This window comes from Streptomyces longhuiensis (assembly GCF_020616555.1).
Lineage (GTDB): Bacteria > Actinomycetota > Actinomycetes > Streptomycetales > Streptomycetaceae > Streptomyces > Streptomyces longhuiensis.
The window spans coordinates 6,221,390-6,236,945 of sequence record NZ_CP085173.1 but is presented as its reverse complement, the minus strand read 5'-3'; the positions used below and the strand labels follow the sequence as shown (position 1 = coordinate 6,236,945).

Genomic DNA, 15,556 nt, shown 5'->3' with positions numbered 1-15,556 from the left:
TTCCCGCCTGTCGGTCCGGGGCACAGTGCCCTCGGGGGGCCTTCCCCCAAGGAGCACGGCCGGGGCCTGGGCGCCCGGACATCCTCTTCTTCGCATCCAACCACGTACGGCCGGACAGCCGCTCATTACCCATGGGTTACCCAGCCGGAGGCAGGGTCACCCCGCCCCTCGACACGACCCTGGCCAGGGATTCCACCACATCGGGCTGGTAGTCGCGCCCCGTGGCCAGACGCAGTCGCTCCAGGGCGGTGAGGGGGCCCTGGGGGCCTTCTCCCCGGGCCATCTCGTCGTATGCGTTGGCGGTGCGGACGATGCGCGCGGTGAGCGGCTGCTCACGGTAGGGGTCGGCCTGACGCTCGACGACGACGGCGACCTCCGCGTCCACGCCCGTCTGACGCACGACGGCCCCGCCGAGCAGCGCGATGCGGCGCTGCTCCTGGGCGGGCAGGGCGGCGGTGGCGCCGTCGGCCACCGGGTCGACGAGGGACAGCTGCCCGATGTCGTGCATGAGGGCCGCGTACTCCAGGACGGTGAGGTCGGACTCGGAGAGTCCCAGCTCACGGCCCACGGCGCGGCTGAGCGCCGCCACGCGCAGGGCGTGGCCCTGGGGTGTGTACCCGGCGATCTCGGTGGCGCGGGCCAGCGAGGTGATCGTCTGCCGGTACGTGGTCCGCACGGCGGCGTACCGGCGGAACGCGAGCTGGGTCAGGAGGAGGGGCAGGCAGAAGACGGGCAGCGCCCACAGTCCGGCGACGGCCACGGCGAGGGCGATGACCGCGCCGGTGGCGCACACCGCGGAGCCGATGCCGCTCATGGCCCGCAGCTCGTCCCTGAGCAGCGGCCCGAACGGCCAGCCGGTACGGGCGTGCGCCATGACCGCGGCCAGGACGGCGTCGCACAGCGCGGTCAGGACGAGCAGCCCGACGAGCAGCAGCGCGTAGGCCGCGCCGTCACCGACCCAGGCGCCGAACCTGCCCTGGTTGTAAAGGGGTTGGAAGCAGACGGCGGCGAAGGCGACGGTCAGGGCGCGCCGCGCCATGTGGTCGGCGGACGGGCCGTGTCCGAGCGCGAGGTGCGGTACGGAGCCGACGAGCGCGGCCGCGACGCAGACGGCGACGACCTGGAACGCTCCGTGATGCGTCGCCTGCCCCTCCGTCTCCCCGAGCAGCGCGTACGCGAGCGCGCCGGCGGACCCCAGAGGCGCGGGCTCCCGGTCCCCTCCGGGTGATCCCCAGCGGGCGAGTTCACCGACGGCGATGAGCACGCCGAAGGCGAGCGCCGTCCCGGGTTCCTCGACGCCGTTCCACACGGTGGCTCCGAGGGAGACGGCGGTGAGCACGACTGCGAGGCCCTGGACGGCCGCGACCGTGGTGCGGGCCCGGCCGCTTCCCGGACCCGGGGACCGCGTCCACGTCACCGCGGGGCCGCCCGCCGCGCGACGCGCGCCCCGGGCACCTGTGCGGCGGCCTCGTCCGCGGTCACGGCGGGGTGCCACCCGTGCCGCCCGAGCGCCCGCACCAGCGCGCCGACCATCTGCGGGTCGAACTGCGCGCCCGCGCACCGGGACAGCTCGGCGAGCGCGACGTCGACGGGCCGGGCCCGCGAGTAGGACCGGGTGGATGTCATCGCGTCGAACGCGTCCGCCACCGCCACGACCCGCGCGAACTCCGGGATCTGCGGCCCCGTGAGCCCGTAGGGGTACCCGCTGCCGTCCATCCGCTCGTGGTGATGCAGGATCGCCGCCCGCGCCTCCCCCAGGAACCCGATCCCGCGCACCATCTCGTGCCCGTACTCGGGGTGCAGTTCGATGATGCGCCGCTCCTCGGGGGTCAGCGGGCCGTCCTTGCGCAACAGGCGGGTGGGTACGCCGAGTTTGCCGACGTCGTGCAGGATCCCGGCGAACCGCAGGACCTCGGCGCGCTCGTCCGCCATGCCGAGCTCGCGGGCGATCATCATGGACGCCTGGCCGACCCGCTCGCTGTGGCCGCGTGTGTATCCGTCCTTGATGTCGACGGCCTGCACGAGGGCCCGGATCGTCTCCTGGTGGGCGGCGCGCTCTCGGTGGTACTGGGCGAACACCCAGCAGGAGATGTACATCGGCAGCAGCACGAGGAGCGCGGCGAAGGGGCCGTACGGGCTGCGCCACAGGACGGCCATCATGAGGCCCGCGAGGCCGTGCACGGCGACGGGCCCGAGGGCGCGCGGGAAGAGGCCGCGCCAGGCGGCGCGCAGCGGGACGCGTTCGGCGGTGGCGAGGATGCCGCCGTCGAGCAGCGCGAGGGCGGCGCAGAAGACCAGGACGGCCGCTCCGGCGGGCACGAGCGCGTACGGGAAGTGGGGCGCGGAGACGGCCGCGGTGCCGCCGAGCGCCCCGTGGACGCGGGCGGCGGCCCAGGTGGCGAGGGCGAGCTGGGCGGCGCGCCAGACGCGGCGCAGGCCGGCCGGGCGCCGGTCGGTGCGCGCCATGAGCGCTCCGGGCACGGCGACGAGCGCGGCCGCCGCGGGCGGCAGGAGGAACGCTCCGGCGAGCAGCACGGGGAAGAACGTGCCCATGCCCTTGGGTACGCGCCGCCCGATCACGCGGCACTGGCCCGCGTGCTCGCATCCCGTGTAGAGGACGGCGAGGAGCCCGACGGCGGGCCACGGCGTGGCCGGGCCCGCGGCGGGTGCCAGGCACGCGAGGGCGCCGCCGGCCGCGCACAGGACGTAGCCGAGGGCCACCGGCGGAACCGTGCGCATACCGACCCCCCTCCCCGTGATCCCGCTTCAGGTTCCGGAGGATAGAGCGGTGGGCAGGGCGCGCGGGCGGCATCGCGAGGATTCCCCGGGCCACCCGACGGGGGATTAGCACATTCGGGTGACGGGGGCGGGCAACGGCGGCGGGACGTGACGTAGCGCCGTCACGTCCCGCTCATCACCGCTCGGCCTCGCGGCCGTGGCCTCAGGCCTCCCGCAGCTTGGGAGCCGACGCCGTCACGTCCTGGTCGGGCACGGCCTGCCCCGACCGGATCAGGTCGATGCGGCCCATGACCTTCGACCGCAGGTCGCTCGGTACGTCGTCCTGGCCGCAGCAGCGCTTGACCAGCTTCTTCACGGCCTGCTCGAGGCCGTACTTCTCGAGGCACGGAGAGCACTCCTCGAAGTGCGTCTCGAACTTCGTGCAGTCGCTGTCCGGCATCTCGTGATCGAGGAACTCGTAGAGATGGTCGAGGACTTCACTGCAATCCGTCTCGTGCGGCTCTCCGCAGCTCATGAGCCCGAGCCTTTCGCTTCGTTCGACTCTCCGGCGCCGGCCGGGACCAGTCCGCGGTCGCGGGCGTAGTCCTCGAGCATGCCGCGCAGCTGGCGACGGCCCCGGTGGAGCCGGGACATCACCGTCCCGATGGGTGTCCCCATGATGTCCGCGATCTCCTTGTACGCAAAGCCCTCTACGTCGGCGAGATAGACCGCGATACGGAACTCCTCGGGGATCGCCTGGAGCGCCGACTTCACGTCCGAGTCGGGCAGGTGGTCGAGCGCCTGCGACTCGGCGGACCGCAGGCCGGTCGACATGTGCGACTCGGCACGCGCCAGCTGCCAGTCCTCGATCTCCTCGGCGGCACTGCGCTGGGGCTCGCGCTGCTTCTTGCGGTACGAGTTGATGAAGGTGTTCGTGAGGATGCGGTACAGCCACGCCTTGAGGTTCGTGCCCTCGCGGAACTGGTGGAACGACGCGTACGCCTTCGCGTAGGTCTCCTGCACCAGGTCCTCGGCGTCGGCCGGATTGCGCGTCATGCGCAGCGCGGCCGAGTACATCTGGTCGAGGAACGTGAGCGCGTCACGCTCGAAGCGCAGACTGCGCTCCGCGGCGGTCTCCTCGGGCTCTTCCGCCTGCCCGTGTTCGGTCCCTGCGTCGGTGCCAGTGACCGGACCCACCTCCTCCAACGACGTGGCGGGGCCGAAGGAGACCCCACTCGAATCGGAGAATAGACGACCCTCGGTAGGAGCGGCCTGGCGATCAGCTCCGCCCGCCGTCCGAACGGGGGCGGTCTTCGCCGCGTGCAGCACGCTCCACTCCAGGTCAGCGGCGCTGCTGCGGCTCGGGCAGATGGTCGAACCCATGCGGCGGACTTCCTCTCGTCAGCACTCGTGACAACTCGTGACTTCTCGCAAGTCTTCGACAGCACTCTCGTACCGTCTGTTCCGGACAACAGACGTCCGGGCCCCAACATTCCCGGGGGTCACGCGAGTGATCCGGCCCACTTCACGACGGCGTCCACGATGAGCGCGAGGGCCTCGTCCTGGCCGATGTCCGCCCGCTTCGGCACCGCGAACCCGTGGTCCCCGTAAGGGATTTCGACGAGCTCGTACGCGGTGGAGCCGGGGAATTCGGCGGGCTTGCCGAAGGGGTCGTTGCCGCCCTGGACGACGAGGGTGGGGACCCCGGCGCCGAGCAGTTCGTCGGCGCGGGACTTCTCGGGGCGGCCCGGCGGGTGGAGCGGGAAGCTCAGGGCGAGGACGGCGGCCGCGCCGAGCTCCTGCGCCGTGCGGCACGCCACGCGCGCGCCCGCGCTGCGCCCGCCGGAGGCGACCGGCAGCCCCGGTTCCTCCAGGGCGGGCCACACCCCGCGCCAGCCGACGTCCAGGGTCTTCGGTGCGGGTGCCACCTTCTTGCCGGCCACCCGCCACGGCTGCTCGACGAGGGCGACGGTGACACCGTGGGCGGGCAGCTCGGCGGCGACGGCCTTCAGGTCACGCGCCTCGATGCCGCCACCGGCGCCATGGCTGAGGGCCAGGACGAGCCGGGCCTTATTGGCGGGGGCCGGATGCCAGGTGATGCGCGCTTCGCCCGCGCCGGTCTCCACGGTCTCGGTCCTGGCGGTGGGCTCGGCGGCGTTCGTGGTCGTGTTCTTGGTCACGTCAGAAGAGTGTGCCCTCCTCGGGCCCCTCCAGCTCCTTGAGCAGCTCCGGGCCGTTGTTGCGCACGTTGCTGACCGACGTCGACACGGGGTACGCCCGCATCAGGCCCTCCGGCGGCGGCGCGAGCAGGGACTTCAGGTCGTCGACGTCGGTGCGGGCCGGGTCGAGCCAGGCGTCCCACCGGTCCGGCGTGAGCATGAGCGGCATCCGGGGGTGGATGTCGAAGAGCGAGCGCGGCCCCTCGTCGGGCGCGACGGCGAGCGGCGCGGTCTCCGCCTCGGTGGTGATGACGGTGCAGGTCACCCACCAGGCGAGGGGGTGCTCGTCGGGCAGGGTGCGGTCGCGCCAGAACTCGTACAGGCCCGCCATCGCGAAGACGGAGCCGTCGGCCGGCGTGACGAAGTAGGGCTGCTTGCGCGGCCGCTTCTTCTTGCCCTCGACCTCCAGGTCGCGCTCGCCGACCCCGGTGACCCACTCGTAGTAGCCGTCGGCGGGCAGGATGCAACGGCGGCTGGAGAAGGCGCGGCGGTACGAGGGCTTCTCGGACACCGTCTCGGCGCGGGCGTTGATCATCCGGGCGCCGCCCTCGGGGGTCTTCGACCACGACGGCACGAGGCCCCACTTGAGAGTGCGCAGCTGGCGAACCGGATTCCGGTCGGCGGCGTCCTTCACAGGGCGGTCGAGTACCGCGTAGACCTCCTTGGTCGGGGCCACGTTGAAGTCGGGCGCGAGGGTCTCCTCGGGCTCCCACTTCTGGATCTCAAAGATTCCTGCGAGATCCTCGGGCCTACGACTCGATGCATACCGTCCGCACATACGTGCCACAGTGCCAGATACTGGCCCGCCAGAGGGAGCCGCTCCAACCATGTACGTCACCGCGAGTACCGGCGCCGCCGACCTGTGGGACCGGGTCTTCGGCAGCCAGTCCGACCCCGACCAGTGGGTGGTGTTCGCCACAGCGGCGGTCGCGCTCGCCGCGGTCGTCCCCCACTCCATATGGCGGCTCGCCCGCAACGCGATCACCATCGCCCACGAGGGCGGGCACGGCATCGTGGCCCTGCTCAGCGGGCGCCGTCTCGACGGCATCAGGCTGCACTCCGACACCAGCGGCCTCACCGTCAGCCGCGGCAAGCCGTCGGGCCTCGGCATGATCCTGACCGCGGCCGCCGGCTACACCGCTCCCCCGCTCCTCGGCCTCGGCGGCGCCGCGCTGCTCGCCGCGGGACACATCACGGCCCTCCTGTGGCTGGCCACGGCCCTGCTCGTGGCGCTGCTCGTGATGATCAGGAACGCGTACGGCGCGCTGACCGTGATCCTGACCGGCGGCACCTTCGTGCTCGTGTCCTGGCTGGCGGGACCGCAGGTGCAGGCCGCCTTCGCGTACGTCGTGGTGTGGTTCCTGCTCCTGGGCGGCGTACGGCCCGCGTTCGAGCTGCAGAGCAAGCGCAGGCGGGGCGGGGCCGGTGATTCGGACGCGGACCAGCTGTCACGGCTCACGCACGTGCCGGCCGGGATGTGGCTGTTCTTCTTCCACGCCGTCTCACTGTGCTCACTGCTCGGCGGGGGCCGCTGGCTGCTGGGACTCTGACCCCGGGTGGGGGCTCGTGATCCGGCCCGATCGCCTGAGCCCACTAAAGTAAAGGCATGACCGAAATCCCCGCGCACACCTCCCTCTGGCCCGCCCCGCACGCGAGCGGCCCCGTCTTCGCGACGGTCCATGTGCCGGGGTCGAAGTCGGTCACCAACCGCGCGCTCGTCCTGGCCGCGCTCGCCGCCGAGCCGGGCTGGCTGCGCCGCCCGCTGCGCTCGCGCGACACGCTCCTGATGGCGGCCGCCCTGCGCGCCATGGGCGTCGGCATCGAGGAGGGCGTGGGCCCGGACGGTTCCGGCGAGGCCTGGCGCGTGATCCCCTCGGGGCTGCGCGGCCCGGCCACGGTCGACGTGGGCAACGCCGGTACGGTGATGCGCTTCCTGCCCCCGGTCGCGGCGCTCGCCGACGGCCCGGTGCGCTTCGACGGCGACCCCCGTTCGTACGAGCGGCCGCTGAACGGCGTGATCGACGCGCTGCGCGTGCTCGGCGCCCGGATCGACGACGACAGCCGCGGCTCGCTCCCGATGACCGTGCACGGCACCGGCGCCCTCGACGGCGGCCGGGTCGAGATCGACGCGTCCTCGTCGTCGCAGTTCGTCAGCGCCCTCCTGCTGTCCGCGCCGCGCTTCAACCAGGGGGTGGAGGTGCGCCACGTCGGCGGCCCGCTGCCCTCAATGCCGCACATCCGGATGACCGTCGACATGCTGCGCACGGTCGGTGCCCAGGTCGACACCCCGGAGTCCGGCGGCGAGCCGAACGTCTGGCGGGTCACGTCGGGCGCCCTGCTCGGCCGCGACCTGACCGTCGAGCCCGACCTGTCGAACGCCCAGCCGTTCCTGGCCGCGGCCCTCGTCACCGGCGGCAAGGTCGTCGTCCCCGACTGGCCGGAGCGCACGACGCAGCCCGGCGACAGGCTGCGCGAGATCTTCACGCTGATGGGCGGCTCCTGCGAACTGACCGAGCAGGGGCTCGAGTTCACCGGTTCCGGCTCGATCCACGGCATCGACGTGGACCTGAGCGAGGTCGGGGAACTCACGCCCGGCATCGCGGCCGTCGCGGCCCTCGCCGACTCCCCCTCCACGCTGCGGGGCGTGGCGCACCTGCGTCTGCACGAGACGGACCGCCTGGCCGCGCTCACCAAGGAGATCAACGAGCTCGGCGGCGACGTCACCGAGACCGCCGACGGCCTGCACATCCGGCCGCGCCGCCTGCACGGCGGGATCTTCCACACGTACGACGACCACCGTATGGCCACCGCGGGCGCGATCATCGGCCTCGCCGTGCCGGGCGTGGAGATCGAGAACGTGGGGACGACCGCCAAGACCCTGCCCGACTTCCCCGACCTGTGGGCCGGGATGCTGGGGAACTGACGGGCGGATCGAGATCATGCGCCGCTACGGCAAGAACCCCGACGAGGACGACATCCGCGTCCGCCCCAACCGCAAGGGCAACCGCCCCCGCACGAACATCCGCCCGAAGCACGAGGACGCCGCCGACGGCATGGTCCTGACCGTGGACCGGGGACGCCTCACCGTCCTCATCGACGACATCCCCGTCACCGCGATGAAGGCCCGCGAGCTGGGCCGCAAGGCGGCCGTGGTCGGCGACCAGGTCTCCGTCGTCGGGGATCTGTCCGGCAAGAAGGACACCCTCGCGCGCATCGTCCGCATCGGGGAGCGCACGTCCGTCCTGCGCCGCACCGCCGACGACGACGACCCGTACGAGCGCGTGGTCGTCGCCAACGCCGACCAGCTCGCCATCGTCACGGCCCTCGCGGACCCCGAGCCGCGCCCGCGCATGATCGACCGCTGCCTCGTCGCCGCGTACGACAGCGGCCTCTCCCCCCTCCTCGTCCTGACCAAGTCGGACCTCGACCCGCCGGACAAACTCCTGGACCTGTACGGGGCGTTGGGCGTCCCCTACGTCGTCACCAGCCGGGACGAGCTGGAGAGCGGGGCCGCGGTGTCGCGGGTGCGCGAGCAGCTCGACGGCAAGATCACCGTGTTCGTCGGCCACTCCGGCGTCGGCAAGACGACGCTGGTGAACGCGCTGGTGCCGAAGGGCAGCCGGCGTACGACGGGCCATGTCAACGCGGTCACCGGCCGCGGCCGGCACACCACGACGTCCGCGCTCGCGCTGCCCCTGCCCGACGACAACGGCTGGGTGATCGACACCCCGGGCGTGCGCTCCTTCGGCCTGCACTACGTCGACCCGTCCCGCGTCATCCACGCCTTCCCCGACCTGGAGCCGGGCACGGAGAACTGTCCGCGCGCGTGCAGCCACGACGAGCCGGACTGCGCGCTCGACGAGTGGGTCACTCAGGGACACGCCGATCCCACGCGTCTGTACTCACTGCGGCGGCTGCTCGCCACGAGGGAACGACGCGAGGGCGACTGACCTCAGCGTTGTTTGCGACCGCCCCGCGACGGTAAGTGCATAATCGCACCCAAGCCGGACGCAAGATCGAAACCGTACGAAGCGGTCACGGAAGTCGAAGATGCTGGAGGCAAGCACATGGCGTGGCTGCTGGTCATCGTGGCGGGGATTCTCGAGACCGGCTTCGCGGTCTGCCTGAAGCTCTCGCACGGCTTCACCCGGCTCTGGCCGACGATCGCGTTCTCGTGCTTCGCCCTCGGCAGCTTCGGCCTCCTCACGCTCGCCCTGCGCAAGCTCGACGTGGGTCCCGCGTACGCGGTGTGGACGGGCATCGGCGCCGCGGGCACCGCGATCTACGGCATGGTCTTCCTCGACGACCTGGTCTCCACCCTCAAACTCGTCTCGATCTCGTTCGTGATCGTCGGCGTGATCGGGCTTCAGCTGTCGGGCTCGGCGCACTGAGCTGACGGCCGGCGGCACTCGCGGGGCCGCGCGGCCTCAACACGGCCTCTCCTGCGGGCCGTTCACCCTGTTCGTCGCCGGTGAGGTGTCAGCGCGTCCCGCACGAGGCGCGTGACGCCGCCCTCGCCGACGGGGGCGAGCAGACAGGACAGGGCGAGCCGGACGGCCAGCTCGCAGTCGCGGGCCAGCCGGTCCGCCTCCGCCCGCGGCCGCCCCGCCGAACGGAGCGCGGCCTCGGCCCGCTCGCGGACCAGCCTCACCAGGTCGCCGGGGCCGGGGAGCGGCCCGTCGGCCCGCCGCTGTGCGGGCACGGGGGACGACGAGGGCACCCCGCCGGGCACCGGCGCCGGCAGCCGCTCGCCCCAGCAGCCGGTGAGCACGGCCCGTACGAGTGCGCTGGAGCCGGCCGCCGTGACGGTCCACTCGGCGACGGCCTCGATCCCGGCCTCCTTCAGGACTCTGTCGACGCCGGCCAGATAGGCGTCGGCCTCGCGCCGGACCAGGGCGCGCGCGAGCCCGTCCTTGGTACCGAACTCGTTGTAGAGGGTCTGCCGGGACACCCCGGCGACGGCCGCCACGTCGATCATCCGCACCAGGGGCCAGGGGCGCCCGGCCAGCGCCGTACCGGCCGCGTCGAGCAAGGACTCCCGTGCTGTGGGCATCGTCGCCTCCCCACGCCGTGGCGCCGTAGCGGCTCAACCGCCAGGGTTGACGCGCCCGTGTGCCCTGTCAATAGCCCTCGCGGGCCGCCGGACCCTGCGCCCTGTGGCCCCGGACCGACCTCGATCGATACTGTTCACCCATGTCCGACTATCACGATGATCTGCGTCTCGCCCACGTCCTCGCGGACGCCGCCGACGCGGCGACCATGGACCGGTTCAAGGCCCTCGACCTCAAGGTCGAGACCAAGCCGGACATGACGCCGGTGAGCGAGGCCGACAAGGCCGCGGAGGAGCTCATCCGCGGTCAGCTCAAGCGGGCAAGGCCGCGGGACGCGATCCTCGGCGAGGAGTACGGGATCGAGGGCACGGGCCCGCGCCGCTGGGTCGTCGACCCGATCGACGGCACCAAGAACTATGTGCGCGGCGTGCCGGTCTGGGCGACGCTCATCTCGCTGATGGAGGCGGGCGAGGGCGGCTACCAGCCGGTGGTCGGCGTCGTCTCCGCGCCGGCGCTCGGCCGCCGCTGGTGGGCGGCGAAGGGCGCGGGCGCCTACACGGGCCGCAGCCTGACGTCGGCCTCGCGCCTGCACGTCTCGAAGGTCGGGCGCCTCGCGGACGCGTCCTTCGCCTACTCCTCGCTGAGCGGCTGGGAGGAGCAGGGCCGGCTCGACGGCTTCCTCGACCTCACGCGCGCGGTGTGGCGCACGCGCGGTTACGGCGACTTCTGGCCGTACATGATGGTCGCCGAGGGCTCGGTCGACATGGCGGCGGAGCCGGAGCTCTCGCTGTGGGACATGGCGGCGAACGCGATCATCGTGACGGAGGCGGGCGGCGTCTTCACCGGCCTCGACGGGCGCCACGGCCCGCACAGCGGCAACGCGGCGGCGTCGAACGGCCTGCTCCACGGCGAGCTGCTGAGCTACCTGCAGACGTGAGCGTCCCGCCGCTACGGCGTGCGGAAGCACCGTAGCGGCACAACGGACCTTCCGCGCCCCCTTGTTGACGGCCCGAACGGCTGCGACTCTGAGAGTCCCCCCACTTGTGAACTTGTGAATCCGTTCTCCAGGTCGGGACCGGAGGCAATCCTTCGGCATCCCGGAGGTCGCGGATTCACCAAGGAGGTGGCTCACGCCCATGCTCGTCCGCGACGCCATGAGCACGATGGTCCTCACCATCGGCCCCGCCCACACGCTGCGCAGGTCGGCCCGACTGATGTCCGAGCGCCGCGTCGGCGCGGCGGTCGTCCTCGACCCCGACACCTGCGGAATCGGCATTCTGACCGAGCGCGACATCCTCAACTCACTCGGCCGCGGCCAGAACCCGGACCACGAGATCGCCGGCACCCACACCACGACCGACGTCGTCTTCGCCGCCCCGGCGTGGACGCTCCAGGAGGCCGCCGAGGCCATGGCCCACGGCGGCTTCCGGCATCTCATCGTGCTCGACGACCAGGAGCCGGTCGGCATCGTGTCGGTCCGCGACATCATCCGCTGCTGGGCCCCGGCCCGGCGCCGGTCGACGACACTCGTGAGTTAGGGCCTTCAGTTCGGACCCAGGGCAGTTCGGACCCGGGGCCTCGCGCGATGCGCACAAGAGGGCCGGCCCCCGAAGGGAGCCGGCCCTCTGCCTGCGTCAAGCGTCCCGGTCAGCCGCGAAGGGCCTGGACCGCGGCCTCGAGGCGCTTGCCGAAGTCACCGTCCGCCTGGCGGAAGTTGCCGATCGCGCGCTCGGCGATGTCGTCGCGGGAGACGCCCGCGATGTTGCCCGCGAGGTTCTCGATCAGACGGGCCTTCTCGTCCTCGGACATCAGGCGGTAGAGGTTGCCCGCCTGCACGAAGTCGTCGTCCTCGACGTGCGAGGGAGCCTCGTGGTTGCCGGTGCCGCCGGTGACCGGCGTCGACACCCACAGCGGCCGGTCCGTCTGGAACGGGCCGCCGAAGGAGTTCGGCTCGTAGTTCTTCGCGCCCTTGTGGCGCCCGTCGTACAGGAAGCCGTCACGGGAGTTGGTGCGCGCCTCGGTGGCGTGCGGGCGGTTCACCGGCAGGTGGTCGGCGTTGATGCCGACGCGGTAGCGGTGCGCGTCGCCGTACGCGAAGAGCCGGCCCTGGAGCATCTTGTCGGGCGAGGGGCCGATGCCCGGCACGAAGTGCGCGGGACTGAAGATGGACTGCTCGACCTCGGCGAAGATGTTCTCCGGGTTGCGGTTGAGCTCCAGCTTGCCGATCTCGATCGCCGGGTAGTCCTCGTGCGGCCAGACCTTGGTGAGGTCGAACGGGTTGAAGCGGTAGTTCGCCGCGTCGGCCGCCGGCATGATCTGCACCTGCACGGTCCAGGACGGGAACTCGCCGCGCTCGATGGCCTCGCGCAGGTCGCGCTGATGCGAGTCCGGGTCCTCCCCGGCGAGCTTCGCGGCCTCGCCGGCGGTGAGGTTCTTGATCCCCTGGTCGGTCTTGAAGTGGTACTTGACCCAGAAGACCTCGCCGGCCTCGTTGTTCCACTGATACGTGTGCGAGCCGTACCCGTTCATGTGGCGCAGCGTCGCCGGGATGCCGCGGTCGCCGAAGAGCCAGGTGACCTGGTGCGTCGACTCGGGGCTCAGGCCCCAGAAGTCCCACACGTTGTCGGCCTCCTGCGAGCCCGTGTAGGGGTCGCGCTTCTGCGTGTGGATGAAGTCGGGGAACTTGATGGCGTCCTTGATGAAGAACACCGGGGTGTTGTTGCCGACGAGGTCGTAGTTCCCCTCCTCGGTGTAGAACTTCAGCGCGAAGCCGCGGGGGTCACGCACGGCGTCCGCGGAGCCGAGGCTGCCGGCGACGGTGGAGAACCGCAGGAACGTCTCGGTCTGCTTGCCGACCTCGGAGAGGAACGCGGCCCGCGTCCACTGCGAGACGTCCCGGGTCAGCGTGAACGTGCCGTACGCACCGGCGCCGCGGGCGTGCACGATGCGCTCCGGGATGCGCTCGCGGTTGAAGTGCGCGAGCTTCTCGAGCAGCGCCTGGTCCTGGACCAGTACAGGCCCGCCGACGCCCGCGGTCTCGCTGTTCTGATTGTCGGCGACCGGCGCGCCGGCCTCCGTGGTGAGCGGTCCCTGCGACGTCACGTGCGCCTCCTGCCCCGGTGCGAGCACCGGCTCCACTGGAGCGGCTGTTGCCGCGCCCTCATCTGCTGCAAGTCCTGTCCCTTGGCCAAAGCCGTTTCCGATCCTACAATGGACAATGTCTAAGTCAAGTGAGCTTCCAAAGTCACACCCGTTCGGGACCTGGTCCCTCCGCCTGTTAGGCTGGCCCTCATGAGTGACCTGTTGGAACGACTGCGCGGACGCGGCTGGCGTATGACCGCACAGCGGCGCGTCGTGGCCGAGGTCCTCGACGGGGACCACGTACACCTGACGGCCGACGAGGTGCACGCGCGCGCCGTCGCCAAGCTCCCCGAGATCTCCCGGGCGACGGTCTACAACACGCTCGGCGAGATGGTCTCCCTCGGTGAGGTCATCGAGGTCGCCACGGACAAGCGCGCCAAGCGCTACGACCCGAACGCGCACCGCCCGCACCAGCACCTGGTCTGCGCCCGGTGCGGCGCGATCCGGGACGTCCACCCGAACGGCAACCCGCTCACCGACCTCCCCGACTCCGAGCGCTTCGGCTTCACGGTCTCGGACGTCGAGGTGACGTACCGGGGCGTCTGCCCGAACTGCGCGGCGGCGTAGCACACACGACTTCCCCGAAGAGGGCCCGCACCGAACGGTGCGGGCCCTCTTCACTTACCCCTCTTCGCTCCCCCCTTCACTTGCCCCCCTTGCACACCCCTTTGGTACGTATCTCAACAACCCGCCCCCTTCCCCAATCTGACGACCCGTCATATCGTCGGCGGCGCCCACCTCCACCGCACCCCGGGAGGGAAACCGTGGGAGATCCGCACCCCAAACTCCAGGCCCGCACACTCACCCGGTCCTTCGGCCGAGGCCACCGCACCGTGGCGGCCCTCGGCCCCCTCGACCTCACCATCGCCCCCGGCGAGTTCACCTGCGTGGTCGGCCCCTCCGGCTGCGGGAAGTCCACCCTCCTGCGCATCGCCGCCGGCCTGCTGCGCCCGACCGCCGGCGAGCTGGCCATCCGCACCGACAGCGCCCGGCCGGCCGCGATGATCTTCCAGGACTACGGGATCTACGACTGGAAGACGGTCCTGGCCAACGTCCGCTTCGGCCTCGACATCCAGAAGATCCCCCGCCGGGAGGCCGACGCCCGCGCCACCGACTGGCTCGCCCGCATGGGACTCGCCGACTTCGCGGACGCCTATCCGTCCGCGCTGTCCGGCGGCATGCGCCAACGCGTCGCCATCGCCCGCGCGCTCGCCGTGGAGCCCGAGATCCTCCTCATGGACGAGCCGTTCGCGGCCCTCGACGCCCAGCTGCGCACGATCCTCCAGGACGAACTCCTCGACCTCACCCAGACCACCCGCACCACCACCCTCTTCATCACGCACAGCCTGGAAGAGGCGATCGTGCTGGGCGACCGCGTCCTCGTGATGTCGGCCCGGCCCGGCCGCATCATCGCCGAGCGCCGCCCGCCGTTCGCCCGGCCGCGCACCGGCGACATCCGCTCGACGCCCGAATTCACCGCGCTGAAGGGCGAGTTGTGGGATCTGCTGCGGGGCGAGGTACGGCGCGACGAGGTGGTCCCGGCATGACGACGACCGCCCCGAAGGAAGACACGGCGCTCCTGGTCAGACGGCCGGGCCCACAGGAGCTGCACCCCGCCCGCACCCACCGCAGGCGCCGCGCCCTCGAACTCTCGCTCGCCGTCGCCGTCCCTCTCGTCCTGGTCCTGCTGTGGCAGCTCGCCGCCACCCAGGCGTGGATCGACGACCGCGTCTACCCGGCGCCGTCCACGATCCTCGTCGACGGCTGGCACCGCGCCGCGGACGGCGACCTGTGGCCGGACGTGTGGGCCACCCTCAAGCGCGTGCTCGCCGGATACGCGATCGGCACCGTCACCGGATACGCCCTCGGCCTCCTGATGGGCTCGCTCTCCGTCGTCCGCGCCGCCCTCGAACCGATGCTGGACGCGCTCTACGTCGTCCCGAAGCTGGCCCTGCTGCCGATCTTCCTGAACATGTTCGGCCTGGGCGAGGGCCCGCAGATCGCGCTCGTCGCCACGACGGTCTTCTTCTTCGTCTGGATCTCGACGATGGCGGCGGTGCTCGCCGTCCCCTCCGGCCACCGGGACGCCGGCCAGGTCTTCGGTGCCTCGCCGTGGCAGATGTTCCGGCACGTCCTGCTTCCCGCGTCGCTGCCCGCGGTCCTGGTCGGTGCCCGCATCGCCGCGGGCGTCGCGGTCCTCGTGATCGTCGCCTCCGAGCAGATCGCTGCCACGAACGGCCTCGGCCACCTGATCTTCGATGCCCGCGCCCTCTTCCAGAACGACGTGATGTTCGTCGGCATCGTCTGTGTCGCCGTGCTCGGCGTCGTCTTCTCCGAACTGGTGCGCGTCGCGGGCCGGCTGCTCACCCCGTGGGCGCCGCGCGACCGCGGCCGCGGCCAGTCCTGACCTCCACCGCCCCTTCCCGT

The 15,556-nt window shown here is 71.9% G+C and carries 17 protein-coding genes; 9 read left to right on the top strand and 8 right to left on the bottom strand.

The genetic code is table 11. From position 1 onward, the window contains the following. Positions 1-136: 136 nt before the first annotated feature. From LGI35_RS28860 to LGI35_RS28835, 6 genes are all read right to left on the bottom strand, one after another. Positions 137-1,495 carry an HD-GYP domain-containing protein gene (locus LGI35_RS28860; protein ID WP_376218259.1) on the bottom strand — a complete coding sequence of 453 codons (1,359 nt, stop codon included), beginning with the start codon at positions 1,493-1,495 and terminating at the stop codon, positions 137-139. Further along, on the bottom strand, positions 1,414-2,739 hold the full coding sequence (locus LGI35_RS28855) for an HD-GYP domain-containing protein (RefSeq protein WP_227297142.1): 1,326 nt from the start codon (positions 2,737-2,739) through the stop codon (positions 1,414-1,416). The genes LGI35_RS28860 and LGI35_RS28855 overlap by 82 nt, the downstream gene beginning before the upstream one ends. 202 nt (positions 2,740-2,941) lie before the next feature. Further along, entirely contained in the window at positions 2,942-3,253 is a 312-nt protein-coding gene (gene rsrA / locus LGI35_RS28850) for a mycothiol system anti-sigma-R factor (RefSeq protein ID WP_116510175.1), read from the bottom strand. Beyond that, complete coding sequence (gene sigR / locus LGI35_RS28845) at positions 3,250-3,915, bottom strand: RNA polymerase sigma factor SigR (protein ID WP_199841903.1); 666 nt, start codon at positions 3,913-3,915, stop codon at positions 3,250-3,252. Before sigR ends, rsrA begins: the two co-directional genes overlap by 4 nt. A gap of 305 nt (positions 3,916-4,220) precedes the next feature. Next, positions 4,221-4,898, bottom strand: a complete 678-nt coding sequence (locus LGI35_RS28840) for an alpha/beta hydrolase family protein (protein ID WP_227297141.1) — start codon at positions 4,896-4,898, stop codon at positions 4,221-4,223. A 1-nt stretch (position 4,899) separates the two neighbouring features. Then, positions 4,900-5,715: an SOS response-associated peptidase gene (locus LGI35_RS28835; protein WP_227297140.1), complete on the bottom strand. Its 816-nt coding sequence runs from the start codon at positions 5,713-5,715 to the stop codon at positions 4,900-4,902. A 49-nt stretch (positions 5,716-5,764) separates the two neighbouring features. Between LGI35_RS28835 and LGI35_RS28830 the strand changes: the two genes are divergently transcribed. The 4 genes from LGI35_RS28830 to LGI35_RS28815 all read left to right on the top strand — a co-directional run bounded on the left by LGI35_RS28830 (position 5,765) and on the right by LGI35_RS28815 (position 9,328). Next, positions 5,765-6,487 carry a M50 family metallopeptidase gene (locus LGI35_RS28830; RefSeq protein ID WP_227297139.1) on the top strand — a complete coding sequence of 241 codons (723 nt, stop codon included), beginning with the start codon at positions 5,765-5,767 and terminating at the stop codon, positions 6,485-6,487. A 56-nt stretch (positions 6,488-6,543) separates the two neighbouring features. Continuing rightward, positions 6,544-7,860 carry a 3-phosphoshikimate 1-carboxyvinyltransferase gene (gene aroA, locus LGI35_RS28825; protein ID WP_227297138.1) on the top strand — a complete coding sequence of 439 codons (1,317 nt, stop codon included), beginning with the start codon at positions 6,544-6,546 and terminating at the stop codon, positions 7,858-7,860. Positions 7,861-7,876: 16 nt separating this feature from the next. Continuing rightward, positions 7,877-8,887 carry a ribosome small subunit-dependent GTPase A gene (gene rsgA / locus LGI35_RS28820; protein ID WP_227297137.1) on the top strand — a complete coding sequence of 337 codons (1,011 nt, stop codon included), beginning with the start codon at positions 7,877-7,879 and terminating at the stop codon, positions 8,885-8,887. Positions 8,888-9,004: 117 nt separating this feature from the next. Beyond that, positions 9,005-9,328: a DMT family transporter gene (locus LGI35_RS28815; RefSeq protein WP_100595965.1), complete on the top strand. Its 324-nt coding sequence runs from the start codon at positions 9,005-9,007 to the stop codon at positions 9,326-9,328. A gap of 62 nt (positions 9,329-9,390) precedes the next feature. Here LGI35_RS28815 and LGI35_RS28810 read toward each other — a convergent pair whose 3' ends face one another. After that, positions 9,391-9,990: a TetR/AcrR family transcriptional regulator gene (locus LGI35_RS28810; protein WP_227297136.1), complete on the bottom strand. Its 600-nt coding sequence runs from the start codon at positions 9,988-9,990 to the stop codon at positions 9,391-9,393. Positions 9,991-10,130: 140 nt separating this feature from the next. Here LGI35_RS28810 and hisN point away from each other — a divergent pair, with 140 nt between their 5' ends. Both hisN and LGI35_RS28800 read left to right on the top strand, forming a co-directional pair. Then, positions 10,131-10,925 (top strand): histidinol-phosphatase, encoded by a 795-nt coding sequence (gene hisN, locus LGI35_RS28805; RefSeq protein WP_227297135.1) that lies wholly within the window; start codon positions 10,131-10,133, stop codon positions 10,923-10,925. Between the two features lie 199 nt (positions 10,926-11,124). Further along, positions 11,125-11,526, top strand: coding sequence for a CBS domain-containing protein (locus LGI35_RS28800; RefSeq protein ID WP_227297134.1), 402 nt, complete (start codon positions 11,125-11,127; stop codon positions 11,524-11,526). A gap of 109 nt (positions 11,527-11,635) precedes the next feature. Here the strand turns inward: LGI35_RS28800 and LGI35_RS28795 are convergent, their stop codons facing one another. After that, positions 11,636-13,117 carry a catalase gene (locus tag LGI35_RS28795; RefSeq protein ID WP_279348652.1) on the bottom strand — a complete coding sequence of 494 codons (1,482 nt, stop codon included), beginning with the start codon at positions 13,115-13,117 and terminating at the stop codon, positions 11,636-11,638. Between the two features lie 162 nt (positions 13,118-13,279). On the opposite strand from LGI35_RS28795, the gene LGI35_RS28790 reads away from it, so the two are divergent. The 3 genes from LGI35_RS28790 (at position 13,280) to LGI35_RS28780 (ending at position 15,536) form a co-directional block, all read left to right on the top strand. Then, complete coding sequence (locus tag LGI35_RS28790; protein WP_227297132.1) at positions 13,280-13,696, top strand: Fur family transcriptional regulator; 417 nt, start codon at positions 13,280-13,282, stop codon at positions 13,694-13,696. A 197-nt stretch (positions 13,697-13,893) separates the two neighbouring features. Then, positions 13,894-14,676 (top strand): ABC transporter ATP-binding protein, encoded by a 783-nt coding sequence (locus LGI35_RS28785; RefSeq protein WP_227297131.1) that lies wholly within the window; start codon positions 13,894-13,896, stop codon positions 14,674-14,676. Next, positions 14,673-15,536, top strand: coding sequence for an ABC transporter permease (locus LGI35_RS28780; RefSeq protein ID WP_227297130.1), 864 nt, complete (start codon positions 14,673-14,675; stop codon positions 15,534-15,536). The genes LGI35_RS28785 and LGI35_RS28780 overlap by 4 nt, the downstream gene beginning before the upstream one ends. The last annotated feature ends 20 nt before the right edge of the window (positions 15,537-15,556 follow it).